16 protein-coding genes and 1 pseudogene are annotated in these 25686 nt (G+C 64.5%); 11 read left to right on the top strand and 6 right to left on the bottom strand.

Going from position 1 to position 25686, the window contains the following annotated elements; all coding sequences use genetic code 11:
- The first annotated feature begins 67 nt into the window (after positions 1 to 67).
- Positions 68 to 736 carry a TetR/AcrR family transcriptional regulator gene (locus AB0H22_RS15305; protein WP_180747849.1) on the top strand — a complete coding sequence of 223 codons (669 nt, stop codon included), beginning with the start codon at positions 68 to 70 and terminating at the stop codon, positions 734 to 736.
- Here AB0H22_RS15305 and AB0H22_RS15300 read toward each other — a convergent pair.
- From AB0H22_RS15300 to AB0H22_RS15280, 5 genes and pseudogenes are all read right to left on the bottom strand, one after another.
- Positions 731 to 1085 (bottom strand): annotated as a pseudogene (locus tag AB0H22_RS15300) (hypothetical protein). The gene AB0H22_RS15305 and the pseudogene AB0H22_RS15300 sit on opposite strands and share 6 nt — an antisense overlap.
- Before the next feature lie 55 nt (positions 1086 to 1140).
- Positions 1141 to 1533 (bottom strand): hypothetical protein, encoded by a 393-nt coding sequence (locus AB0H22_RS15295; protein ID WP_358147149.1) that lies wholly within the window; start codon positions 1531 to 1533, stop codon positions 1141 to 1143.
- A gap of 14 nt (positions 1534 to 1547) precedes the next feature.
- Positions 1548 to 2645: a M48 family metallopeptidase gene (locus AB0H22_RS15290; RefSeq protein WP_358147148.1), complete on the bottom strand. Its 1098-nt coding sequence runs from the start codon at positions 2643 to 2645 to the stop codon at positions 1548 to 1550.
- A gap of 173 nt (positions 2646 to 2818) precedes the next feature.
- A complete protein-coding gene (locus AB0H22_RS15285; RefSeq protein ID WP_358147147.1) occupies positions 2819 to 3328 on the bottom strand; it encodes an SMI1/KNR4 family protein in 510 nt (169 codons plus the stop codon).
- A gap of 191 nt (positions 3329 to 3519) precedes the next feature.
- Positions 3520 to 4149 carry a TetR/AcrR family transcriptional regulator gene (locus AB0H22_RS15280; RefSeq protein WP_180747844.1) on the bottom strand — a complete coding sequence of 210 codons (630 nt, stop codon included), beginning with the start codon at positions 4147 to 4149 and terminating at the stop codon, positions 3520 to 3522.
- A gap of 255 nt (positions 4150 to 4404) precedes the next feature.
- Between AB0H22_RS15280 and AB0H22_RS15275 the strand changes: the two genes are divergently transcribed.
- From AB0H22_RS15275 to AB0H22_RS15230, 10 genes are all read left to right on the top strand, one after another.
- On the top strand, positions 4405 to 5220 hold the full coding sequence (locus AB0H22_RS15275; protein ID WP_180747843.1) for a class II aldolase/adducin family protein: 816 nt from the start codon (positions 4405 to 4407) through the stop codon (positions 5218 to 5220).
- Positions 5217 to 6215 (top strand): membrane dipeptidase, encoded by a 999-nt coding sequence (locus AB0H22_RS15270; protein ID WP_358147146.1) that lies wholly within the window; start codon positions 5217 to 5219, stop codon positions 6213 to 6215. Before AB0H22_RS15275 ends, AB0H22_RS15270 begins: the two co-directional genes overlap by 4 nt.
- 37 nt (positions 6216 to 6252) lie before the next feature.
- On the top strand, positions 6253 to 6642 hold the full coding sequence (locus AB0H22_RS15265; RefSeq protein ID WP_358147145.1) for a Rid family detoxifying hydrolase: 390 nt from the start codon (positions 6253 to 6255) through the stop codon (positions 6640 to 6642).
- 2 nt (positions 6643 to 6644) lie between these two features.
- Entirely contained in the window at positions 6645 to 7517 is an 873-nt protein-coding gene (locus tag AB0H22_RS15260; protein WP_358147144.1) for an MBL fold metallo-hydrolase, read from the top strand.
- Positions 7514 to 8542: a 2-dehydropantoate 2-reductase gene (locus AB0H22_RS15255; protein ID WP_180747839.1), complete on the top strand. Its 1029-nt coding sequence runs from the start codon at positions 7514 to 7516 to the stop codon at positions 8540 to 8542. The genes AB0H22_RS15260 and AB0H22_RS15255 overlap by 4 nt, the downstream gene beginning before the upstream one ends.
- A gap of 124 nt (positions 8543 to 8666) precedes the next feature.
- Complete coding sequence (locus AB0H22_RS15250) at positions 8667 to 9569, top strand: SDR family NAD(P)-dependent oxidoreductase (protein WP_180747838.1); 903 nt, start codon at positions 8667 to 8669, stop codon at positions 9567 to 9569.
- Positions 9570 to 9609: 40 nt separating this feature from the next.
- A complete protein-coding gene (locus AB0H22_RS15245; RefSeq protein ID WP_358147143.1) occupies positions 9610 to 11142 on the top strand; it encodes a DHA2 family efflux MFS transporter permease subunit in 1533 nt (510 codons plus the stop codon).
- Between the two features lie 174 nt (positions 11143 to 11316).
- Positions 11317 to 12255 carry a methionyl-tRNA formyltransferase gene (locus AB0H22_RS15240; RefSeq protein WP_180747836.1) on the top strand — a complete coding sequence of 313 codons (939 nt, stop codon included), beginning with the start codon at positions 11317 to 11319 and terminating at the stop codon, positions 12253 to 12255.
- A gap of 79 nt (positions 12256 to 12334) precedes the next feature.
- Positions 12335 to 12544, top strand: coding sequence for an MbtH family protein (locus AB0H22_RS15235; RefSeq protein WP_180747835.1), 210 nt, complete (start codon positions 12335 to 12337; stop codon positions 12542 to 12544).
- Between the two features lie 102 nt (positions 12545 to 12646).
- A complete protein-coding gene (locus AB0H22_RS15230) occupies positions 12647 to 24724 on the top strand; it encodes an amino acid adenylation domain-containing protein (protein WP_358147142.1) in 12078 nt (4025 codons plus the stop codon).
- Here AB0H22_RS15230 and AB0H22_RS15225 read toward each other — a convergent pair.
- Positions 24721 to 25674, bottom strand: a complete 954-nt coding sequence (locus AB0H22_RS15225) for an alpha/beta fold hydrolase (RefSeq protein ID WP_180747833.1) — start codon at positions 25672 to 25674, stop codon at positions 24721 to 24723. The genes AB0H22_RS15230 and AB0H22_RS15225 overlap by 4 nt on opposite strands.
- Between the last annotated feature and the right edge of the window lie 12 nt (positions 25675 to 25686).

Here is a 25686-nt window from a genome sequence, read left to right as displayed (position 1 = left end):
CGCAGCAGACTGGGTACACTGTACGCAAATTGGTTCAGTGGGTCAATCGAGTTGTGAAGGGAGCATCGTGACGGAACCGCGCCTGACGCTGGAATCGATTGTCACTAAGGCGATCGCGATAGCGGATTCGGACGGTCTGTCCGGAGTTTCGATGCGCAAGATTGCCGACGCTCTCGGGGTGGGAGCCATGTCGCTGTACCGTCACGTCGCCGATAAGGACGCGCTCCTGCTTGAGATGACGGCAGAGGTGACGAGACGGTTCGCCTATCCCGATGAGATGCTCGGAGACCCGGATTGGCGGGCCCGGGTGCGCGTCGCCGTCGAGTACGACTTCAATCTCTACAGCACTCACCCCTGGGTGCTGCTGGCGTATGCCGTGCCGCGCAATGGGATGCAGCCGGACACGCTCGGCTGCTTTGACTGGATGCTGGAGGCGTTCGGACACCTAGGGGTGTCGGTGCCTGACGCGGCTGAATTGGTGTTCCAGGTGTGGTGCTATTCGCAGGGGGTGGGCCTGGGCGCTGTCGGCGGTCAGCTCGTCTCACCCGGCGCGCGCACGGACTTCTCGGGATTGTCGGAGCTGATCGCGGGCAACGTCGACGTGCCGGAGTCCCCGCGGCTGGCCGCGCTCGTGGGATTGGGCGACCTGCCGCAGGTGACCAATCCGCGAGAGGTGATTGACCGGGGTGTCGAGATCTTGTGCGACGGCATCGCGCGGCGCTACAAGAAGCTATAGGTACGTGGCGAGAACCTCGGCCTCAGCGCGCAGCTTTACGGCGGCCTGCGCCTGCCCCAGCGCGTCGTAGCCATTGGCCTCGGTGGCACGGTCGTCGATCTGGGCCTGCAAGATGGCGCGGACATCGGCAGGGGAGAGCGCTCGGCGGGCCGCTTCGGCCGCACCGAGACCCGTTGCAGCACCGGCGATATGCGCATTGCTCGTCGTGGTTTTTGCTATCTGGTCCACCGACTCGGCATTGTCGATCGCAGCGATTGCGGTCCGCAGGGCGCTGACGGCCTGGCTGCGCGGCAGCGAGATCGGCGCGCATCGCGGCGCGCAATGCGTGTGGGTCGTGGGTCGATGTCATGGGGTATCGAGGGTATCGACGCGGATAGGTGGTGGCCACCGAATAACCGATGGCGTCAATCAGATCCGGACAGGCCGACGCCGTCGTCGTATTCCACGACGTCCACCGTTGAGATTGTGTCGTCGGGGGTCGCGAGGATCCACCGTTCACCCGAATCGGCGGTTGGGTCCTCGATGTCGAAGAGCACGCGCTGGCCTAGCTCGAGGGCAATGGCCCGCGCCACGGCCTCCTGCGACCGGGTCACCGGCGATGCAGGTGACCAGATGATGCACAGCCCCATCTCGAATCCGTACATGTACTCGGTGATCTGGACGTAGCCGTCCGCGTCGTCGACGGCGTGGTTATCGGACTCCAGTGGAACGCCACAGGCCCGGGTGCAGGCGGCCGCCACCGACGCTTCGGATGCGGGCCGCTCCACGAAGAAGTTCATGTAGTTCGGGTCGTCCATGTTTGTGCGCGCAATCAGGCGTCGTCGTCGCGCGATTCGTCATCGCGTGCTTGGTCTTCCGGTCCGGGATTGCGCCACTCCGAGAATCGGCGACGCACATCTGAGGCGACGTCGGTGACGCCCTGCCCGACGACGTTCACGACGCCGTCCAGGGTGGATCCGAAGTTGCGCAGTGCTGCGATCAGCGGATCGGTGGAGGAATCGAAATTGTCCTTGTATGACTTTGCCGCGGAACGGAAATCGGCGCCGAGGTCGGTCTGCGCGTCGTCTTCGCGCAGCGGATAGTTTCCGCCGAGGATGGCGCCGTACTCTCCGCGGTCGATCCACTTGCTGAGCTCGGCGGCCCGCAGTACGGAGAAAGGGTGAGATTGCAGTTCGAGATTGAGCAGCTTGAGCACGCCGTCGCGCATATCGCCGGTGCGCTCGTACTCGGCCGCCTGGGCCAGGAAGTGCTGGGTGTCCATCTCATCGAGGCGGGAACCTCCGGCCAGCTTCATCTCCACTCGGATGGCGGTGTCCACGTCCTGCCCGCAGAGCATGCCGGCGCGGTCACCGGAGAGCTCGGACTTGCGCTGCCACTCCATGAGTGCGGCGACAACGGCGCGCAGCGCCCACCCGCCGATCGGCATCCAGCCGAGGTTTCCGGCCAGTCGCATCAGGTGCAGCAGCATGGTCCGGTACACCGCGTGCCCGGAGAGGGCATGCCCGAGCTCGTGGCCGACGATGAAGCGCAGCTCCTGCTCGTTCATCAGGTCCAACAGGGCCGAGGTGAGCACGATGAACGGGCGGTCCATCCCAATGGTGTACGCGTTGGCGTATGGCCCCTGGATGACGTACAGCTCTGGGGTTTCGGGGGCGTCGAGGACGCGGGCACAGTCGTTGAGGGTGTCGTTCAGCGTGCTGAACTGCCGGTCGTCGACGCGGATTGCGGTGGCCAGATACATCAGCCGGTGCTGCCGTTCACGCAACAGTGCCGCCAACGCCTTGAGGATGGTGTCGAATCCCTTTAGGCCGCGCAGCGTTGCCAAGGCGGCGCGGTCGGCGGGGTGCTCCCAGGCGCGGGTGCTTATCTCGGGAAACTCTACGTAGGTGCGAGTGGGCAGATCAGACATAACATTCAACCTATCTGGTTACCGTGAAAACGCTCGTGACAGGCGAGGTTATCGACGGCGACAGTCAATAGCGGGTGCGGTGCGCGCAGCGCGTATGTCGATGTCATGGATCCCCCCGGTGTTGCTTCTTGCTAGATCAGACGATTGCGCGTTCGTTTTGGTTCCCGGCCCCGCTACGCGTTCACGTTCGCAAGCTCCTGCTGGTACCGCTGCGCCTTGCTTATCACCGCGTCCATCAGCGTCGGGTATTGGCCGATCCCGGTTGGTCCGTCACCCGCAAGCTCGAAGACGACACCTGGCTCGTCGGTGAAATACGAATGGGAAACGGCGATGGTCATGCCGTAGTAATCGTCGGAGCCGATGACGGGAATCAGTTGATCGAAGGAATGGGCGCCGAAGTACTCGGGTGGCAGCGACGCACCCTCGATGTACGCCTTCATCCGTTTCCAGTTCTTGGAGCCGGGTGCCGAGTCGGCGAGTGAAAACAGGTGCTCGAAACCGCAGAAGGCGCGTAGGCCGTCGGAAATCTGCAGTAGATCGCGGTGGTCGGCATCGAGGTAGCGACCCCACTGCCGTTCCTTCGCACGGATGTCGTCGCGTGTCGCCGGCTTGGGTGTGCCGGGTAGGTCGTAGCGGGGGTCCTTCTCGTGTAAAGCCTTCTGCTGTTCCGAGAGCATCGACACGATTGAGGACCATTCGCTGTGCCGGGCCGAGCTACTAGGTGAGACGCAGCCGCATAGCAGTGTGGCAATCAGGAAGATCGTCGTGCTGAACCGCATCCGCCCGCCTAACTCGCACCTACTGGGAAGAATAGCTCTGGGTACCGGCGCGATTTGGCGAGAATCGATCACTTCGAGAGGGTTTCGTCCCGTCGTTAGTCGTTGCCTGCCGGCCGGTGAACGGGTTGGGAGAAGGTCCGCAGCATGGCGGGGAAGGCGAGCCGCTCGAGCATGCGTGCCTCGGCCACCTCGGGCTCGACATATACCTGTGCCGCGGCACCCTCGCGCAAGGCGGTGGCCAATCGGGCGATGAGCTCGGTGTCGATGATCAACTCCCGATTGGCGATGGACATCAGCTCGCTGATGACACCTGCCGCCTCGCGGCGCAACCGCGCGTCATGCTCCGCCAAGATGGCGGCAGCGCTTGGCTCGCGGATTGCGTAGAGGGTGAACTCGGTGCTGATCAGGTACCAGCGGCGCTGTTCCGGGCCCTTGTCATCGATCATGGAAATGAAGGTGCCCAGGGGATCCGGGCTGTCTCGGCACTGTTCGAGCGCCGCCCGCAGCTGTGCGATCAGCTGGTCGCTGCTGGCGTCGAAGAGGGCGAAGAAGAGCTCGTCCTTGCCCGAGAAGTTCGAATAAAACGCGCCGCGGGTGAATCCTGCTCTCTCGCAGATATTTTCGATGCTCGCACCGTGGAAGCCGCGCTCGGCGAAGGCGTCGAGCGCTGCGTCTAGCAGGCGCGCACGCGTGCGTTCGCGCCGATGAGTCCAACCTTTCGGCATGGGCTTCCCTTCGTGGTGCAGAGGTGAACCATAGCTTTAATACAGATATGTATCCAATATTGTCGAACCGAAGCGCGGAAGTTGTGCATGAACACGCCAGCCTGCTGTCGGTGCGGTGCATCGGAACATCGCTTTAATAATGACTATTTGCCGTCTCGGCAGGCGGTTCTTCGTTCAGGATCCCCTTGACGGGCTTCCGGGTGCGGCAGTAGCTTGTGGAGAACCGATACAGGTATGTATCGAAAGGAGATGCAGATGGTGGCCGGAGGCATTGCAGTGGGTGAGGAGATGTCGGCATACGCGGTCGGTTCCGCGGGCACCGAGTGGTTGAAACAGCCGTCGCCCGCGACGGTCGGGGAGGAACGTGACCTCCGGCTGCGCGAGCTGGCCGCCGCCTTCCGCATCTTCGGCGCATTCGGTTTCTCCGAGGGCGTGGCCGGGCACATCACTGTTCGTGACCCCGAATTCCCGGAAACGTTCTGGGTGAACCCATTTGGGATGAACTTCCGGCATATCACGGTGTCGGACCTTGTCCAGGTTGACCATGAGGGAAACGTGCTCACTGGGGACCGCCCGGTGAACCGGGCGGCATTCTGTATCCACTCAGAGGTGCACAAGGCGAGGCCGGACGTGGTCGCCGCAGCACACGCTCACTCGATACACGGAAAGGCGTTCTCGTCGTTGGGGCAGCCGTTACTGCCCATCACGCAGGACGCGTGCGCGTTCTACCAAGACCATGCGGTGTACACCGACTACCAAGGCGTGGTCACCGATCTGGAGGAAGGGCGCGCCATCGGCGCGGCCCTCGGCCCGAGCAAGGCGGTGATCCTGCAGAACCACGGACTGCTCACAGTGGGCCATTCGGTGGCCGAAGCGGCATGGTGGTTCATCTCGATGGAACGGTCGTGCCAGGCGCAGCTGCTCGCGATGGCTGCAGGGCAACCTCGAGAGATTGCCCATGACACGGCGGTCTCGGTCTACCAGCAGACGGGCACCCCGCTTGCCGGATGGTTCCAGTTCCGGCCGCTCTGGGACGAGATCGTGCGGACCGCTCCGGAGGCCTTCTGTTGAACGGCGGGGAGACGCTGACCGTCGACCTGCACACGCACGGGCTGAGTATCGTCCCTAAATGGCTACGGGCGTTGGGCGAGAAGGCAATAGACATGCGGTCCGAGCCGCTTTCTTCACTGCCGAAGGGCAGGCTGGCGGTGGTGACCGCGGTGGGAGATGCGCTGCTCGGCACCGCATGGCGCCTTCGATCGCCCTGGAGTGGCGTCAAGGCGCAGCTCGCCCTTGCCCGCGCCGAGGCGGCCGCAGCGGGTATCCCGGTGGTGGACAGCCTTGGGCAGGCCGAGGGCACCGAGAACTCCGCAGTGATACTCGGTATCGAGGGCGCCGATGTGGTGGCGGCACAACCGGATCGGTTGGTAGAGCTGCATCGCCTCGGGGTGCGGGTCCTGGGTCTGGTCCACTATGCGGACAACGGTCTCGGAACGATCAGTACCTCGCTGACCGGAAACCGGGGCAGCCGAGCGGTGCGCTCGGGGCGTCACGGCGCGGGGTTGACGGCACTGGGCAAAGAGGTTGTTGCGGAAGCCAACCGGCTGGGGATGCTGGTGGACCTGGCGCACGCCGATGCGCCCACCACGTTGGCGGTGTGTGAGAACGCCCGGGCCCCGGTGATCAGCTCCCACACCGGCGCGGCAGCGGTGCAGGAGTTCCCCCGGTACATCAGCGATGTCGAGGTGCGTGCCATCGCCGACACGGGCGGGCTGGTCGGATTGTGGCCCATGGGCTTTCGCGGCCTCGGTATGCGAGACCTGGACGACTTCGCGCGCCACGCCTCGCATCTGGCAGAGCTCGTCGGCGCCGGCCATCTGTGTGTTGGAACCGATATGAACGGAGTGCCCGGGTACGCCGCGGGATTCGATGGGCCTGGCGGGTTCCCCGCGCTGAGCGAGGCGTTGCGGCGCACCGGGTTCAGTGCGCCCGAAGTTTCGGGGATTCTCGGAGGTAATGCCCAGCGTGTCCTGGGGGAGGTCCTGGTTGGCCCAGGAGCTCCGTAGCGGCTCAGTCCAGTGCGTGCAGAAAGGAATTCGGATAGTGAAGACCCAGATCGAGACAGCGCTGGCACCGCGTCCTATCGGTGCCTACTCTCAGGGCGTTCGTATCGGCAACACCATTCAAGTATCGGGCCAGGTGGGGCTCCACCCTGCGACCAGCTCGTTAGCCGGCGAGACGACCTACGGCCAGGCAGTCCAGACATTGCGTAACGTTCGGGCGATCTTGCAGGAGGCCGATGCGGATTTCGATGACGTGTTGATGCTGCGGGTCTACCTGCAGTCACCCGGGGCGTTCGCCGAACTCAACCGGGCGTTCGAGGAGACTCTCAGTGAGCCCTACCCGGCGCGCACCACCCTTTACGGTGGGCTCCCGTCTGGTGTGCTGGTCGAGATCGACGCACTGGCAGTCGTTTCGGGGACAGGGGAGTAGCGATGCGCATCCATCACCTGAACTGCGGCACGATGGCTCCCCTGGGTAAGCGACTCATCGAGGGTAAGGGCGCGCCGTGGCAGCGCGGCCGTCTGGTCTGTCATTGCCTGCTCATCGACACGGGCAAAAGGCTGGTGCTCGTCGATACCGGCTTTGGCCTGCGGGATATCGCGGACCCAGTCGGAAGGATCGGTCGACCGCTCCAGCTCCTCCTCAACCCCGAGTTCGCAGAGTCGGAGACCGCTGTGCGCCAGGTGCATGCACTGGGATACGACCCGGAGGATGTCACCGACGTTGTGCTGACCCATCACGATCACGATCACGTCGGCGGAGTCGACGACTTTCCGAACGCGCGTCTGCATGTGCACGCGATCGAGGCCGAGTCCATCCGGTCGCTGCTCACGCTCCATGACCGGGTCAGGTACACCGGGCAGCTTGACCTTATGAGTTGTAAACGGGGGCAAGACCGATGGGTCGAGTACTCGATCGGTGGCGATTGGTGGTTCGGCTTCGAGGCTGTACGCCAGCTCTCCGGCCTGCCGGAAGAGATTGCCATCATTCCGCTGGCCGGGCACAGCCGCGGTCATGTGGGCGTGGTGATCGACACGGGCGGTATCGACCGCCCGCGCTGGCTTGTCCATGCGGGAGACGCCTTTATGCATCCCGACGAGATGCGGCCAGACCCGCGTTGCCCGATGGTGTTCAGGGTGTTCCAGAACATCGTGCAGGCGGATGCGACGTCGCGGCTGTACAACGCGCAACGGCTGCGTGAGTTGGCTGCGCGAGATGATGTGCAGATCATCAATGCGCACCATCCCTACTACCTGGACCGTGCCGTGGTGGCAGGGGAGCCCACGCGGGTGCCCGCTCGATGAGGGTCGCCGTGGCCGGGGCCGGAAGCATCGGCTGCTATCTGGGCGGCAGGCTACAGACGGCCGGGCACGACATCGTGTACATCGGTCGGATGGGGCTAGGCCGAGCCATCGCCGAGCATGGCCTGACCGTCTCGGATTACCTGGGATCGTCAGCCACAATTCCCGGCGACGACTGTGCTTTCACCGAAGATATCGAGGCGGTGCGTGAGGCCGACGCCGTGCTTGTGACGGTGAAATCTGCAGCCACCGCAGGGATCGCGGAGTCACTGGCGGGGCGGTTGCGGCCAGGTGCGCTGGTGGTCAGCTTGCAGAATGGGATACGGAACCCGGCCGTGATTGCGCAACATGTGAAGCAGCACAGCGTGATTGCCGGAATGGTGGGGTTCAACGTCGCGCAGGTCGGCCCGGGGCATTTTCATCAGGGCACCTGGGGGAAACTCGCCCTTGCTACCGGCGCGGAGACTGTCGCGCAGGCGTTGACCGACAGCGGGCTGCCCACCGACACGCATGGCGATATGCCAGCGGTGCAGTGGGGAAAGCTATTGGTGAACCTCAACAATGCCGTCAACGCGCTGTCCGGCCTGCCGCTGAAGGCAGAACTGGAGGACAGGGATTTCCGGCGCGTGCTGGCGGCCGCGCAGCATGAAGCGCTCGGGCTGTTGCGTCGTGCGGGCCAGCCCGTGGTGAGCCCGCTCGCCGCCCCGATCTCGCTGATGCCCTGGGTGCTGCGGACCCCCAACCCGGTGTTCACCAGGTTGGCTCGCCAGATGATCACCATTGATCCGCAGGCGCGCTCGTCCATGTTTGACGACATCACCGCGGGGCGGCCCACCGAAATTGACTACATCAACGGAGAAGTCGTGGGGCTGGCCAGGGGACTCGGGCGGAACGCGCCGGTCAATGCCACGCTTGTCGACCTCGTCCGCGAGATCACTGCAGGAGGTCGGGGAAGCTGGCTGGGCCCGGAGCTGCTCCGCGAGGTCAGTGATCGTGCCGACCGGTGCAGGGGCAACTGCCGGGCCTGAGATACGGCCTGATGCCATCTTGACAACGGGCGGTGTCAACATAATCATTGCCCGGAGTTGACATGTGTCAGCTCGGTCGGTGTCACGCGAAACAACCGGCAGCACACGAGCAATGGGAGACCGGATGCGGGCCGTCAGGCGCATGATCAACGTTCTTACGAAGCCGATCCGGGTCAGCTATCCATGGACCCCCACGCTCGCCGAACGTGTGAGCGGCCGGACCGTACTGATCACGGGTGCGTCGAGTGGGATCGGGCGCCGGCTGGCAGAGCGCATCGCGGAGGCGGGGGCGATCGTGCTTGTCACCGCCCGCCGTGCCGATGAACTCGACGAGGTCGTGCGCGGGATCAGGGTGCGCGGCGGTATCGCGCATGCAGTGCCCGGTGATCTGTCGACGGGCGATGGTGCCGATGCGGTGGCCAACGAGGTCATCGAACGCTATGGGGCACCGGATATTTTGGTGCTGAACGCGGGCCGATCCATCATGCGGTCTCTCGCGGACTCAGAACATCGGCTGCACGATTTCGAGCGGACGATCGCGATCAACTACCTCGGCGGTGTCGGGCTGCTGGTGCGGCTACTGCCGGGAATGCGTGTCCGACGGTCGGGGCATATCGTGCACAGCTCGTCGATTGGAGTGCTGGGCAACCTGCCCGACTTCTCGGCCTATGTCGGGTCGAAGGCGGCCATGGATGCGGTGCTGCGCATCGCGGCCATCGAGAGCCGCGCCGACGGGGTGCGTGTCACCAATGTCCACCTCCCGTTGGTGTCGACGGATATGACAGCGCCGACCGACTGGAGCCAATACGCATCGCTGTCTTTGGATGAGGGCGTCGACATGGTCCTCGACGCGATCCGTCGGCGGCATCGTGAGGTGAACAACCCGCTGGGGATCCTGTACCGGGATTCGTATCGGGTTGTGCCCGGCATCGTCAGTCGGGTGCAGAACGATTACTACCGTTGGTATTCGAACCGCAGCCGGAGTCCGGAAGCCTCGGCAGAAGCGGTGACCGCCCCGTCGAGGTAGACCCCAACTGGGCCGTTTACGTGGATATACTCGCCGACCTATGGACAGCGTGCCTACCGCCCTCCCGGCGCCGAGCGGGCCCGCCGATCAGCTGGGTGTGGAGAGGCCAGGTCACCCGGACAAGCTGGACGCCGCGCTGCTCCGGATCGCCGGCATATGCGGTTTGGCGAGTGTCATGGCCTTCCTGGACAGCACGGCGGTCGCTGTCGCCCAACGCACCTTTGTCGCCGAGTTCGGTTCCAATCAGGCCGTCGTCTCTTGGACCATAGCCGGCTACATGCTCGCCTTCGCGACCGTGATCCCGATGAGCGGATGGGCGGCCGACCGATTCGGCACCAAACGGTTGTTCCTGGGTGCGGTCCTGGTGTTCACGGTCGGTTCGCTGCTGTGCGCGGTGGCGCCAAATATTCTGCTGCTCATCATCTTCCGTGTGGTACAGGGCATCGGCGGCGGTATGTTGATGCCGCTGAGCTTCATGATCTTGACCCGCGAGGCGGGACCAAAGCGGCTTGGCCGCGTGGTGGCGATAGGGGCGATTCCCTTCTTACTCGGCCCTATCGGTGGGCCGATCCTGGGTGGGTGGCTGATCGGCAGTTATGGCTGGGAATGGATATTCCTGATCAACCTGCCGATCGGGCTGAGTGCCTTTGTGCTCGCCGCACGCATGTTCCCGGCGGATCGCCCGGCGTCGTCAGAGAAACTCGACATCGTTGGTGCGCTGCTGCTGTCACCCGGCGTGGCGACGTTACTTGCCGGGGTGTCGGCCATCCCCGGGCGCGACAGTGTGGCCGACCGCCATGTCCTGCTGCCCGTAATTATCGGCGTGACATTGATTTTCGCCTTCGTAGTGCACACCAGGAACCGGGCGGCCCACCCGCTTATTGACCTGCGGCTATTCGAGAACCGTGTGGTCAAGTGGGCCAACATCACGCAGTTCGCTTTTGCCGCCACCTTCGTCGGCGCAGGCTTGCTCATCCCGAGCTATTTCCAGGTGGCACTGCACCAGACGCCGATGCAGTCTGGGATGTCCATGGTGGCGATGGGAATCGGTCTCGTACTGACCGTGCCTCTCGCGGGGGTGTTCATGGATAGGCATGGGCCCGGCGCGATCGTGTTGATCGGCCTTCCGGGGATTGCGATGGGCCTGGGGATCTTCACGTACGGAGTTGCGCGGCAAGCAGATTTTTCGCCGATACTGCTGGCCGGATTGCTGATTATGGGCATGGGTGTTGGCTGCACGTCGACGCCGCTCTCGGCGGCGTGCGTGCAGTCGCTGGCGCCGTCCCAGGTGGCGCGGGGTACCACGCTGCTCAGTGTCAACGACCAGGTGGGCGGATCGGTTGGGGCCTCGCTGGTGGCAGTGCTGCTGACCAATCAGTTCAATCGCGCCGGAGGTGGAATCGAGGCGGATGGCCCGTCGGTGCTCGTGAGTTCAGAATTTGCGGGGAACGCTTCCCAGTGGCTTTCGCACTCGTACACGATGGTGTTCTTGGTGACCGTCGCATTAGCGATAGTCACCATAATTCCCGCGGTTTTCCTGCCGAGGAAATTGGTGGTACAGGTCGACGCCTGAGAATCGTTGCAGTGTCTCGCCATCTGGGCGGCCGGTGGCCTAGTGCTAAGGTCCACTGCAGCTTAGGGAAGGCTTGCATAACCTGAGAAAATCCTTAAGCTGATCTGCCAGTGGGCCGTGTTCATCGGTGCGCACAAGCCCCTGAACAGCATTGAAGAGCTAAAGGGGTCGTGTATGCGCATTGTGTCGTTCGGATATCAGGTCTGGGGCTACCGAACCCTGCAGGCAATGATCGATCTGGGCCACGAGGTCGTGCTCGCCGTCACCCACCCGTCCAGCGACGAAGCGTACAAGGCGATTTGGTCAGCACCGGTCGAGGAACTCGCGCGCGAGCACGGTATCCCGGTGCATATCACGAAGCGGGTCGATGCTGAAACCATCGGTTTGGTCAAGGGTGCCGAGCCCGATGTCATCGTCGTCAATAGTTGGTACAACCGGATGCCGGTCGAACTCTACGACTTTCCGCCGCATGGCACGCTGAACTTTCATGATTCCTTGCTGCCTAAATTCACCGGTTTTTCCCCTGTCTTATGGTCATTGATCAGCGGTGAATCCGAATTCGGATTGACCGTGCATCGAATGGACAGTGGGCTGGATACCGGAGACATTCTGGTGCAGCGTTCGCTTCCCATCGGCTCCGCCGATACCGGCACCGAGTTGGTATTGCGAGGCATGGACCTGATTCCGGGTGTGCTGGCCGAAGCGCTCGGTGCGCTCGAGTCCGGCGCCGCCGTCTGGCGACCGCAGAACAAGGCCGAACGGACCTACTGTCACAAGCGTTCAGAGCGTGACAGCGCGATCGACTGGACATGGCCCGCCGAGGATCTCGAACGGTTCGTACGCGCGCTGTCCGACCCGTATCCGCGCGCCTTCACCTTCTACGACGGAGAGCGGATCGAGGTTCTGGAGGCGCGCATTTCCGAGGCCCGCTACGGCGGGACGCCGGGCCGGGTCATCGTCCAGGAGGAAGGCGGGGTGGTGGTCTGCGGGTCATCTGCCTATCGCGTCGGTAACCGCGGACTGGTGATCACCCGTATTCGTTGCGCTGACGGGGTCGAGCGCAGTGGCGAAGAGTACTTCCGGCGCGGGGGATATCTCAACAGCCACCCATGATCTCGGGACGGCAGAACGGGTGCTGTCGGGCAGGACGCGCGGCGCCGTCGCTCTCAGATCGTGATGATGAGGAAATTCGATGCAAACCAATCCCTTTGACGATGACAGTGGCAGTTTCATGGTTCTGGTCAACGACCAGGAGCAACACAGCTTGTGGCCGTCCTTCGCTGATGCCCCGGCGGGCTGGCGTGTGGTCTACGGCCGCGCGGGCCGTGCGGCGTGTCTGGAGTACATCGATGAGCAGTGGACCGACATACGGCCGAAAGACCTACGCCAAAGACTCGCGTAGAGACCATGTTCGCAGGTGATGTTCGCCAAGCGCGACAAGGCATCTCAACGATGACATTTCAGAAGCCAGTATGCAGGCCCAAGTAGGGAGTTCGTCGTCCTCATGCTCAACTACGGAACGCATCCAGAAGTTCTTGGACCCCTGACAGCCGCTCAGCGGTCGATATGGGCCGCCCAGCAATTGCGCCCCGAGGTGCCCTACAACTTCGCGGGATTCCTCACGATCGATCACGACGTGGACGCCGAACGGCTCATGGTCGCGTGCGAATCGATGGCCGCACGGTTCGGTACGCCATGTGCGCGGCTGTCCGTCGAGGACGGCGAACCGATTTTCGTCATCGACCGCTCGTTTCCGGAGACCATGCACTGCATCGATCTGCGCGCCGAGCGTGACGCGGTAGCCGCTGCTCGCCGCTGGATGGACGAGGAATACCGCCGGCCCATCGACTTGCTCGGCGATCGGCTCACCCACTTCGCGCTATTGCGGATTGCGGACGATGTGTCGTACTTCTACATGCGCACACACCACGTGCTGCTGGATGGATACGCCACCAACAATCTGCTGAGGCATATCGCGGATGTCTACTCAGGGTCGGTAGCCGCTGAGACGGAGGTCGACTTCTCCGAGTTCTCGGTGATCCGCGAGGCCGACCTGAAGTATCGGCAGTCCTCGCGTAGCGCAGCGGATTTCGAGTATTGGAAGACCGTCATGCATGGGCCCGTCGAGGTCGCCGACCTCGCGGGAATGGAGCGTTCCGTGACGCCTCGCCACCCACTGGTGCGTGAGCTGGTCTGTGATGAGCTGCTGTCACAGAACGGGCTTGGTCAGTTCGAGGTGGCCAGAGTCGTCGCGACATTGGCGACATTCATCGCGAAAACAACTGGACGTCAGCGGGTTTCATTATCATTGCCAGTGTCGGGGCGTACCACGGCGGCACTGAAAAGATGCGGTGGCATGGTGTCGAACCTGGTGCCGTTGTTCGTCACCATCGACGACGCGGATACCATTGGTGCACTCGATGATCAGGTCGCCAAGGCCGTGATTGGTGCGTTGCGGCATCAGCAGTTCCGGCGCTGGCCGGAGCTGGTTGCCGATGCGGGCCGCCGCGATACAAACATTGAATTCGGCCAAGTAATCAACGTATTCGACTTCGCGGATGCGTTCTTCTTCGGGCCGTCGGAGGCCGTGGTCAACGTGTTGACCACATTCCCCATTCAGGACATCGCAGTCAATATCTATCCGCGGCCGGGCGGTGGTACCTCGCGTATTCAGTTCGCGTGGAATCCCGACAGGTACACCACCGACGAGATCGACAGGCACATAACCCGTTTGGAATCGCTCCTGGGTCGGCTCTTGGCGGCCGACGCCTCGCTGGTGGTGGGTGAGGTCCCATTGTTGGACCGGCGTGAGCGTCATCAGGTGCTGGAGGAGTGGTCCGGTACCGATGTCCAGGCCCCGGTAGGGGTGGCACCGGAATTGTTGGCTGCAGCGGCGGCCGCCGATCCGGAAGCGGTGGCGGTGGTGGACGGCGCCCGCGAGCTGTCGTATCGCGAGCTCGATGAGTGGTCGACGCGATTGGCGCGGGTGCTGATCGAGGCCGGGGTGGGCCCTGAGCGCGCAGTGGGCGTGGCGTTGGACCGTAGTGCCGAGTTGGTGGTGGCGTGGTGGGCCGTGGTCAAGGCTGGCGGAATCTATGTGCCGGTGGACAGTGCCCATCCGGTCGATCGGATCGCCTCGGTCTTGGATTCCGTTGCGGCTGTGTGCGTGTTGACCTGTGGCGCGGGGGAGGTGGCCGGGGCGGGTGCGCGCCCGGTGCTGCGCGTCGACGGTCTCGGTGTGTCCGGGCAGTCGGAGTGGTCTCAGGAACCAGTCACGTTGCTGGCTGAGAACACCGCGTATGTGATCTTCACATCGGGCTCCACCGGTACCCCCAAGGGTGTGGCGGTCCGTCACGCTGGCCTGCCGGGAGTGGTCGCAGCGCAACGCGATCTGCTCAAACTGGGCGTCGATGAGCGGCTGCTGATGGTGGCCTCGCCGACATTCGATGCGTCGGTCTTTGAGATCTTGTGGGCGGTGGGGGCGGGAGCCACGCTGGTGGTGGCACCGCGAGATGTGTACGCCGCCGACGCATTGACGGAGTTCTTGCAGACCCAGCGGGTCACCGCGGCGGTGCTGACCCCGACGGTGTTGTCGTCACTGGACCGCGCGCGGCTCGATGCGATGCGCACGTTGGTCACCGCGGGGGAGGACTGCCCGCGGGAGCTGGTGGACGCCTGGGCGCCGGGCAGGCGGCTGGTCAACGCCTACGGCCCCAGCGAGGCCACCATCTGGGCGACCTCTGCGCCGGTGGTGGCCGGGCAGCCGGTCGACATCGGTGCCCCGATCCCGGGGGTGCGCGCGCTGGTGCTCGACGCGGGGCTGAACCCGACACCCATCGGGGTGGTGGGCGAGTTGTATCTGGCCGGGGCCGCGCTGGCATCCGGCTATGTGGGCCGCGCGGAGCTGACAACCGAACGGTTCGTGGCCAACCCGTACGGGCAGGGTGGGGCGCGGATGTACCGCACCGGAGACCTGGTGCGCTGGAACATGAATGGCGCGTTGCAGTACATGGGTCGCGCCGATGAGCAGGTCAAGGTCCGCGGTAACCGCATCGAACTCGGCGAAGTTCAGGCCGTGCTGGCCGGTGGCCCCGGGGTGGAGCAGGCCGTGGTAATCGTCCGCGAGGACCGTCCCGGTGACAAGCGCCTAGTGGGTTACGTCACCGGTGCCGGCACCAGCGCCATAGACTCCGCTGCGATTCGTGCCGCGCTCGGTGATCGGTTGCCGGCCTACATGATTCCGTCCGCGATTATCGTCCTGGACGCACTGCCGCTGACGACCAATGGCAAGCTCGATATCCGGGCGTTACCGATACCCGAGATCGCAGCCGGTGAGTACCGAGCGCCATCCGATGCGGTCGAGCAGACCCTGGCCGCCGTCTATGCGCAAGTCCTCGGGCTCGAGCGGGTTGGTGTGGACGATTCGTTCTTCGATCTCGGTGGGGACAGCATCATGTCGATGCAGGTGGTGTCCCGGGCACGCACGGCCGGGGTGCTGTGCCGACCACGCGATATTTTCGTCGAGCAGACCGTGGCGCGGTTGGCGCAAGTGGCCACGATGGTCACCGGCGATACCGACGAGGGCGATGACGGCTTGGGTGAGGTGATCGCGACACCGATCGTGCGGTGGCTGCAGGATGCGCAGGGCGAGATCGGCCAGTTCAACCAGACGATAGTTGTGACGGTGCCCTCGGCCGTGACCGAAGCTGATGTGGTGGTGGTGCTCCAAGGGCTGCTGGACCGCCATGCCATGCTGCGACTCCGCGCCGAAGACAACAGTGTGGGTGCATGGTCGTTGACCGTGCCCGAGCCGGGGAGCGTGGACGCGCGCGGCTGCCTGCAATCGGTGGATGTGCTGTCCGATGAGGCGCTGGTCCAGGCCCGGGCGCGGTTGAACCCGGCCACCGGAACCATGCTGAGCGCACTGTGGGCCGGTTCCACCGCCCAGCTGGCACTGGTCATCCACCATCTTGCGGTCGACGGGGTCTCCTGGCGAATTCTGTTGGAAGACATCAACATCGGCTGGACTCAGCATCACGCCGGGCAGCCGGTGGCCTTGCCGCCCGGCGGCACATCCTTCGCTCGGTGGTCGGCATTGATCGACGAGCATGCGCGCACCGCCGAGGTGCTCGAACATGCCGAGGCGTGGAAGCGGGTGGCGGCGACCCCGGCATTGCTGCCGGCCGTGCGTCCCGAGCTGGACACGTATGCCACCGCCCACACGTTGTCGGTGCCACTGGATGTCGAAACCACCCGCATCTTGTTGGGCGAGGCGGCTGCGGCGTTCCATGCGGGGGTGGGCGAGATCTTGTTGATCGCCTTCGGCTTGGCGGTCGCTGAGCTGTCGGGTAACAGCGGTGCGCCGGTCGGTATCGACGTGGAAGGCCATGGGCGCCAAGAGGAATTGGGCGTCAGTACGAATTCTCCGGTGGACCTGTCGCGCACGGTGGGCTGGTTCACCAGCAAGTACCCGGTGGCATTGAGTGTCGGCAGGTTGGACTGGGCACAGGTGAGCGCCGGTGATCCTGCGTTGGGCGCAGTGATCAAGGACGCCAAGGAGCAGCTCCGCGCCCTGCCCGATGGCATAACCTACGGCTTGCTGCGGTATGCGAATCCCGAGGTGGATCTCGGTGGGGCAGAACCGGTTATCGGGTTCAACTACCTGGGACGGCTGGGCGGCGGTGTCGGGCCGGCCGATCAGATGTGGCTTCCGAGCCCCGATGCCCTGTCGGCGGCCGCGGTGACCGCCGCGGTGCCAGTGTCGTTGGCTCATACCGTGACACTGAATGCGGGCATCCTCGATACAGAGGCCGGACCGCATCTGGAGGCCAACTGGACTTGGGCGCCCTCGATGGACGATGCCCAGGTCGGCCGGCTGAGCCAGCTGTGGATCGAGGCATTGACGGGTATCTGCGCGCATGTGTGTGGTGGCGGAGGGGGATTGACCCCGTCGGATATCGCCCCCGCACACCTCACCCAGCAGCAGATCGGCGAACTCGAGCAGCATCACCGAGTCGCCGATGTGCTGCCGCTGACCCCGCTGCAGCAGGGACTGCTCTTCCTCGCCACCGCCCACGTGAACGGTGACGATGTGTATGCGGTGCAACTGAATCTGACCCTCGCCGGCCTGCTCGATGCGCACCGGCTGCGCGATGCGGTGCACGCGGTGGTCACCCGTCACCCCAACTTGGCGGCACACTTCTACCCTCAGTTCGACCCGCCGGTACAGGTCATCCCAGCTGATCCGGTCGTCCCCTGGCAGTACGCCGAACTTGACGGCGGTATCGATGCCGAGGCGCCGTTTGAGCAGCTGTGCGCCGCTGAACGCGCAGCGGTATGCGATCTGAGCAGACCGCCGCTGTTCCGGGTGGCTTTGATCCGCACCGGTCACGACCAACACCGCTTGGTGCTCACCAGCCACCACACGGTGCTCGACGGTTGGTCGTTGCCGATCCTGCTGCAGGAGATCTTCGCGAGTTACGGCGGACACAGCCTGCCTCCGGCGGTGCCGTATCGCAGGTTCGTGACGTGGCTGGCCGATAGGGATCTCGATGCCGCGCTAACGGCCTGGCAGGACGTGCTGTCCGGGTTCGAGACACCCACATTGGTGGGCCCCCTGCACAAGCTGGGATCGGGGCGGCGCGGCACACAATCGCGGCGTCTGTCCGCGCGGGCAACACAGGCACTGACCGAACTTGCCCGCGCGCACCACACCACCGTCAACACCGTCTTGCAGGCGGGCTGGGCGCAGCTGTTGGTCTGGTTGACCGGTCAGCACGATGTGGCCTTCGGTGCAGCGGTCTCGGGCCGCCCCACCGAGGTGGCAGGCGCGGAATCCATGGTGGGCCTGTTGATCAATACAGTGCCGGTGCGCGCGCGTATCACCGCGACGACTACTGCCGCCGAGCTGTTGGAGCAGCTACACAGTGTCTCGAACCGCACGCTGGACCACCAGCACGTGGCGCTTCCCGAGATTCATCGTGTGACAGGGCAGGACCAGCTCTTCGACACCCTGTTCGTCTACGAGAACTACCCCATCGACCCGGCGGCATTCGGGACGGTCATGGGCACAGGCGAATTGGCTATCGCGGGGTTCTCCAGTCGCGAAGCCACCCACTACCCGCTGGCCCTGCAGGTCACGCCCGGCCATGAACTGGTGCTGAGCATCGAACACGACACCGATGTTTTCGATGTCGAGAGTGTCGAGGTGTTGGTTGGCAGGTTGGAGCTCGTGCTTGCGGCCATGGTGGCGGACCCGTTGCGGCGGTTGTCCTCGGTGGATGTCTTGGGTGCCGACGAACGTGAGCGTTTGGACGTGATGGGCAACCGGGCGCTGCTGGGCCGTCCGGTGGCAGGGGTGTCGATTCCGGAGTTGTTCGCGGGCCAGGTGGCGAGGACCGCCGATGCGGTTGCGCTGAGTTGCCGGGACCGGTCGTGGACCTACGCTGCGGTTGACCGTGATTCGAACCGTTTGGCGCACTTCCTGATTGGCTTGGGTGCCGGTCCGGGCCGCTGTGTGGCGGTGATGTTCGGGCGATCCGCCGAGGGGATCATCGCGATCTTGGCGGTGCTCAAGACCGGGGCGGCATACGTGCCGATTGACCCGGCGGTGCCCGACGCGCGGATCGATTTCGTGGTCGGTGACGCGAAACCGGTGGCGGTGGTCACGACCGCGACGTTGGCCGGCCGGTTCGGGGCGCATGATGTGGTGGTTGTCGACATCGACGACCCGGCCATCGACGCGCAGACCGGCGCATCGCTGCCGCTACCCGCCTCTGACGATGTCGCGCACATCATCTATACCTCGGGCACCACCGGTATTCCCAAGGGAGTGGCGACAACTCACCACAACGTGACGCAGTTGTTGGAGTCGTTGCATGTCGGTTTGCCCTCGGGGCCCGGACAGGTGTGGTCGCAGTGGTATTCGTTTGCCTTTGACGCCTCGGTGGAAGAGATCTGGGGTGCGCTGTTCCACGGTTCGCGGCTACTCGTTATCCCGGAGTCGATCGGTCCGGATGAGTTCCAGGCCTTGCTGATTGACGAACATGTCACCGTGTTGCACCAGACTCCGTCGGCCGTATCGGCGCTGTCCGTGGAGGCGCTGGAGTCGGTGGCGCTGGTGGTGGCCGCCGAGGCATGCTCGGCGGAGCTGGTGGACCGCTGGGCCCCGGGTCGGGTGATGACGAACGCCTATGGGCCTACCGAGACCACAATGTGCGTGACGGTCAGTAAGCCGTTGGCCGCGGGTTCGGGGACGCCGACGATCGGCGGGCCGGTACCGGGGGCCGCGCTGTTCGTGCTCGATGCCTGGCTGCGGCCGGTGCCGGTCGGTGTGGTCGGTGAGCTGTATGTGGCCGGGCTCGGGCTGGGGCTCGGATATGTGAGCCGGTCCTCGTTGACCGCGTCGCGGTTTGTGGCGTGCCCGTTCGGTGCCCCAGGCGAGCGTATGTATCGCACAGGGGATTTGGTGCGCTGGCGTGCGGACGGGAACTTGCAGTACCTGGGCCGCGCCGATGAGCAGGTCAAGATCCGCGGGTATCGCATCGAGCTCGGTGAGATCCAGGCTGCCCTTGCCGACGTGGTTGGGGTCGAGCAGGCGGTGGTGATCGTGCGCGAGGACCGACCGGGCGATAAGCGTCTGGTCGGTTATGTCACGCAGTCGCCTGAAGCGGAGCTGGCTGGCGGAGTCGATACCGCCGGGGCGCGCGTGGCGCTGGGCGAGCGGCTGCCGCCCTATATGGTGCCGGCCGCGGTCGTCGCGGTGGACGCCTTGCCGTTGACGGTCAACGGCAAGCTCGACACCCGTGCCTTGCCGGAGCCGCGGTACCAGGAAACGCAATACCGTGCTCCGTCCAATCCGGCCGAGGAAATCCTGGCCGATATCTACGCGCGCGTGCTTGGGCTCGAACGCGTCGGCGTCGACGACTCGTTCTTCGATCTGGGCGGTGACTCCCTGTCGGCCATGCGCTTGATCGCGGCCATCAACAAGTCGATGAACACACATCTGACCGTGCGCGCCCTCTTCGACACCGCCACGATCGCCAAGTTGGCCCCGGGCCTGCGGACGGATACGGGCGGGCGCGCACCGTTGGTACCCACCTCACGGCCCGCGGTGATTCCGCTGTCGTTCTCGCAGCGGCGGTTGTGGTTCCTGGACCAATTGCACGGTGCCTCACCGGTGTACAACATGGCGGTCGCGCTGCGGCTGAGCGGGCAGCTCGACCTGGATGCTCTGGGTGCGGCGCTGTTCGATGTGGTGAGCCGTCATGAGTCGCTGCGCACTGTATTCCGCGATGAGGAAGGTGTGCCGTACCAACAGGTGCTGGCACCCGAAAGTGCGGAATTCTGCTGGGAGGTGGTCGATGCCACCGCATGGCCGCCCGCGCAGCTGGACGAAGCGATCGGCGCCGCCGCGCGCCACACGTTCGACTTGTCGGTCGAGATCCCCATAAACGCAAAGCTCTTCACGGTGCCCGGGGACGAGCACGTACTTGTCGCCACGGTTCATCACATCGCCGCCGACGGCTGGTCGGTGGCCCCGCTCATGCGTGACCTGACGGTGGCGTATGCCAGCCGGTGCGGGGGACACGCACCCCGTTGGGCACCGCTGCCTGTGCAGTACGCCGATTACACACTGTGGCAACGTGATCAGCTCGGCGACCTCGAAGACAGCGAGAGCGCCATCGCCACCCAGGTTGCCTATTGGCAGGATGCGTTGGCCGGGATGCCCGAACATCTCTCGCTGCCCACAGACCGGCCCTACCCGGCGGTCGCCGACTATCGCGGTGCCAGTCTGGATCTGGAATGGCCCGAGCAGCTGCAACACGCGGTGCGTTCGCTGGCTCGTGAACACGGAGCCACCAGCTTCATGGTGATTCAGGCGGCCCTGGCCGTACTGCTGTCGAAGATCAGCGCCAGTTCCGATGTGGCGGTGGGTGTCGCGGTCGCCGGCCGCGATGAGCCCGCGCTTGATGAGCTGGTGGGATTCTTCGTCAATACCTTGGTGCTGCGCGTCGATATCGACGGCGATCCCACGTTCGCGGACCTGCTCGGGCAGGTCCGGACCCGCAGTCTCGGAGCGCTCGAACACCAGGACGTGCCCTTCGAAGTGCTGGTGGAGCGGCTGAACCCGATCCGGTCGCGGAGCAGTCATCCGCTGGTTCAGGTCGGATTGACTTGGCAGAACCTCCCCGGGCAGGATGCCGCCGGACTAGGGCTGGGCGATCTGCGGATCACTCAGATACCGGTGCACACCAACACCGCCCGCATGGACCTGACGTTCTCTCTGGGTGAGCGCTTCACCGAGGCCGGTGAGCCTGCCGGGATCGGCGGTGCGGTCGAGTTCCGCACCGATGTATTCGATCTCCAGAGTGTCGAGTCATTGATCGCGCGCCTGCATCGGGTTTTGTCGGCCGTGACTGCTAATCCCTTGGCTCGGTTGTCATCGGTGGATCTACTTGATGACGACGAGCGCGCCCGACTGGATGAGTTGGGCAATCGGGCCGCGTTGTCTGCGCCGGTAACGCCGGTGTCGATACCGGAACTTTTTGCGGCGCAGGTGGTTCGCACTCCGGAGGCGGTGGCGATCAGCTGCGGGCCGCGCTCGTGGACCTATCGTGAACTGGACGAAGAATCGAATCGTTTGGCGCACTTACTGATTGGCCATGGCGCCGGTCCGGGACAGTGTGTGGCGTTGTTATCGGAGCGTCGCGGTGAGGCCATCATCGCGATTCTTGCGGTACTCAAAAGCGGTGCTGCGTATCTGCCGATCGCCCCGGCGGTTCCCGATGCGCGCATCGAATTCATGATCTCCGATGCCAGTCCGGTCACCGCGATCGCGAGTGCGATATTGCGTTCGCGCCTCGATGGGTACGGGTTGCCGGTCATCGATATCAGCGGTCCTGCAGTGGGTGCGCAGCCCAGCACCGCGTTGGCGGGGCCGGCTGCCGACGATATTGCGCATATCGTGTACACCTCCGGTACCACCGGTATTCCCAAGGGCGTTGCGACAACTCACCACAACGTGACGCAAGTGCTGGGATATGAGCACCTGGGTATTCCGTCGGGGCCGGGGCAGGTGTGGTCTCAGTGGTACTCGTATGCCTTTGATGCCTCGGTGGAAGAAATTTGGGGTCCGCTGCTGCACGGTGGCAGCCTCGTGGTGGTCCCCGAATCGTTGGTCCCGGAAGATTTTCAGGAATTCCTGGTCTCCGAGCGAGTCACCGTCTTGCACCAGACACCCTCTGCCGCAGCCGCGCTGTCTCCGGAAGCTCTGGAAGGCATGGCGTTGGTGGTGGCTGCCGAGGCCTGCTCGGCCGAGATGGTGGACCGGTGGGCGCCGGGGCGGCTGATGGTCAACGCCTACGGCCCTACCGAGAGCACGCTGTGTGTGACGGTCAGTCCGCCGCTGGCGGCGGGTTCGGGGACGCCGGCGATCGGTGTTCCGGTGGCAGGGGCTGCGCTGTTCGTGCTGGACACCTGGACGCGGCGGGTTCCGGCGGGCGTGGTCGGCGAGCTGTACATCGCGGGCCACGGGCTCGGGGCCGGTTATCTGCACCGGTCAGGGCTGACGGCATCGCGGTTTGTGGCGTGCCCGTTCGGAGAGCCTGGGCAACCGGGACTGCGTATGTATCGCACCGGCGATTTGGTCCGTTGGGGTACCGACGGGCAGTTGCACTATATGGGGCGTGCCGATGATCAGGTCAAGATCCGCGGCTACCGCATCGAGCTCGGCGAGATCCAAACTGCGCTAGCCGATCTCGATGGCGTCGAGCAGGCGGTGGTGATTGTGCGTGAGGATCGTCCGGGCGATAAGCGCCTGGTCGGATACGTCACCGGGGTTATCGAGCCGGCCAAGGCGCGCGCGGCGCTGGCCGAGCGGATACCGGCCTACATGGTGCCCGCGGCCGTGGTGGTCATCGACGCTTTGCCGTTGACGGTCAACGGGAAGCTTGATACCCGTGCGCTGCCGGAGCCGCAGTATCAGGAAACCCAGTACCGTGCCCCGTCGAACCCGGTCGAGGAGACCCTGGCCGGTCTCTACGCGGAGGTGCTCGGCCTGCCGCGCGTCGGTGTCGACGACTCGTTCTTCGATCTGGGTGGTGACTCCCTGTCTGCGATGCGTCTTATCGCCGCCATCAACAAATCGATGAACACGCACCTGACCGTCCGTGCTCTCTTCGACACCCCCACGGTGAGCAGGCTGAGCGGGCAGCTGGACAGGCATGCCAGCGACCCGCGCTATGTGGCCGTGCACGGTTCCGAGGGCGCAGAGGTGCGGGCCGCCGACCTGACGCTGGACAAGTTCATCGACGCGAAAACCCTCAGCGTGGCAACGACACTGCCGAAGCCCAGCAGGGAAGCACGCACCGTACTGCTGACCGGGGCGACCGGCTTCCTCGGGCGGTACCTGGTGCTGCAATGGCTCGAAAAGCTGGAACTGCTCGACGGCAAGCTGATCTGTTTGGTACGGGCCTCATCTGACGAGGAGGCCCGTCGCCGGCTGGAGCAGATTTTCGACAGCGGCGACCCGGAACTGTTGCGGCACTTCCATGAACTGGCCGAAGACCATTTGGAGGTCGTCGCCGGTGACAAGGGCGAAGCAGGCCTCGGTTTGACCGAGGAAACCTGGCAGCGGCTGGCCGATACCGTTGACGTGATCGTCGATTCGGCGGCCGTTGTCAGCGGCGCGCTGTCCTATGGCGAGTTGTTCGGACCGAATGTGGCGGGCACCGCAGAGCTGATCCGGTTGGCGTTCACCACGAAGCTGAAGATGTTCACCTTCGTGTCGACGGCCAATGTCGGTGACCCGATCAAACGGGTGGCCTTCACCGAGGACGCCGATATCCGCGATATCTGTGCCACGCGTGCCATTAAGGACTCGTACGCCAATGGCTACGGCAGTAGCAAGTGGGCGGGAGAGGTGCTGCTGCGTGAAGCCCATGACCTGTGCGGGTTGCCGATCGGGGTCTTCCGCTGCGACATGATCCTGGCCGATACCACCTATGCAGGTCAGCTGAACGTATCGGATGTGTTCAGCAAGATGATTCTGAGCATCGTGACCACCGGCTTGGCACCCAAGTCGTTCTACCGCCTTGATGCCGACGGCAATCGGAGGCGTGCGCACTTCGATGGGCTGCCAGTGGAATTTGTCGCCGAGGCGATCACCACCTTGGGTGTTCAAGTGGTTGACGGGTTCCAGACCTATCACGTGATGAACCCGCACGATGACGGCATCGGTCTCGACGAGTACGTCGATTGGTTGATCGAGGCCGGGTACCCGATCGAGCGCATCGACGACTTCCAGAATTGGTTGCAGCGGTTCGGGACCGCCCTACAGGCGCTTCCCGATAAGCATCGGCGAAATTCGGTGCAGCAGATGTATCTGACGCTGGTGCAGGACCCCGAGAGAGTGAGTCCCGTTGTGCCGACTGTCGGTTCATTCGCGCCGGCCGATCGTTTCCGTGCGGCGGTGCAGGAAGCCAAGATTGGGCCTGATAGCGATAATCCAGACATCCCTCAGGTCTCGGCGGCGAACATCGTCAAGTACGTCACCGATATGGAGCTACTCGGGCTGCTTTAGGCGTCAGCGTGCTGCTCGGAGGCAGGACCGATGAATTCGAGACCGGCGTTGATCGCGGGGCGGTGCCGCAGGATTCGGAAGTGCGCCAGGCGCCCGAGTCCCTTGGTCGCCATCAAACGGGCTCCAGGCCATGAATCCGCTAGGCGCTCGCTGCACTCATAGGGGGTGTCCGGGTCGTCGGGGTCGTGAATCAGCAGCAGCGGGGGATGCCCGGCGGTCGCAGCGACGCGGACCAACTCGGTTTCGGGCAGCGTCATCTCGATGCGGCGCTCCAGCTGACGCTGCAGTCCGGCGCGTATCCGCTTGCCGAAGCCGTGCCGCGCGGCGAACAGATCGAGGTACAGGGGGAAATCACCCATCGGCGCCAGGTACACCAAACGGCCCACGGATGCGCCGTAGGAAGCGGCGAACGTGGTCGCGTTGGACCCCAGGGAGTGGGCCACCACCGCGTGGGCGGGCCCGTGCTCCTTGATGACGGCCGCGACCGCGTGCGCGCACTCGATGAGCGTGGTTCGCCCCGGTGCGAGCGCGCCCGGGGCGGACTCGTTGTGGCTGGGCAGGTCGAAGGCGATGACGCGGTAACCGGCCTGCAGGAGAGGCTTGATGAAGATCCCCAGGTGTGTGCGCTGCCCGCCCCAGCCGTGGACCAGATAGACCGTCGGCCCTTCGCCCCACGACTCACCCGCAATACGGTGCCCGTCCCAGTGGGCCTCCAGCGGCTCGCCGGGGGGCACGCCGGGCGGCATGCGCAGACTCGACTCGATGACCGGCGGGGTGCACCACAGTTCGACGGCCCACCGCGATCCGATGGCGGGCGCGAAGCGCTCCAACCACCAGAAAGCCCGGCGTATCCGGTCGGAGACCGGAGGTTGAACTCCGGAGCCGTTCACGTCAAGGACGGGCTCCGCGCCCTGAGTTGGTGCGGACTCCGTCTTCTCTTGTGCAGTCACGTCAAGGAGTCT

The organism is Mycobacterium sp. NPDC050853, from assembly GCF_040653875.1.
GTDB lineage: Bacteria > Actinomycetota > Actinomycetes > Mycobacteriales > Mycobacteriaceae > Mycobacterium.
Note: the sequence above shows the minus strand (reverse complement) of the source record. Positions and strands in the feature narration are given on the sequence as shown.

Coding starts and splice junctions, on each gene's coding strand:
- AB0H22_RS15250 (WP_180747838.1), top strand. CDS start 8,667: ATGCGGGCCGTCAGGCGCATGATCAACGTTCTTACGAAGCCGATCCGG.
- AB0H22_RS15245 (WP_358147143.1), top strand. CDS start 9,610: ATGGACAGCGTGCCTACCGCCCTCCCGGCGCCGAGCGGGCCCGCCGAT.
- AB0H22_RS15230 (WP_358147142.1), top strand. CDS start 12,647: ATGCTCAACTACGGAACGCATCCAGAAGTTCTTGGACCCCTGACAGCC.
- AB0H22_RS15235 (WP_180747835.1), top strand. CDS start 12,335: ATGCAAACCAATCCCTTTGACGATGACAGTGGCAGTTTCATGGTTCTG.
- AB0H22_RS15260 (WP_358147144.1), top strand. CDS start 6,645: ATGCGCATCCATCACCTGAACTGCGGCACGATGGCTCCCCTGGGTAAG.
- AB0H22_RS15295 (WP_358147149.1), bottom strand. CDS start 1,533: ATGGACGACCCGAACTACATGAACTTCTTCGTGGAGCGGCCCGCATCC.
- AB0H22_RS15280 (WP_180747844.1), bottom strand. CDS start 4,149: ATGCCGAAAGGTTGGACTCATCGGCGCGAACGCACGCGTGCGCGCCTG.
- AB0H22_RS15275 (WP_180747843.1), top strand. CDS start 4,405: ATGGTGGCCGGAGGCATTGCAGTGGGTGAGGAGATGTCGGCATACGCG.
- AB0H22_RS15255 (WP_180747839.1), top strand. CDS start 7,514: ATGAGGGTCGCCGTGGCCGGGGCCGGAAGCATCGGCTGCTATCTGGGC.
- AB0H22_RS15240 (WP_180747836.1), top strand. CDS start 11,317: ATGCGCATTGTGTCGTTCGGATATCAGGTCTGGGGCTACCGAACCCTG.
- AB0H22_RS15290 (WP_358147148.1), bottom strand. CDS start 2,645: ATGTCTGATCTGCCCACTCGCACCTACGTAGAGTTTCCCGAGATAAGC.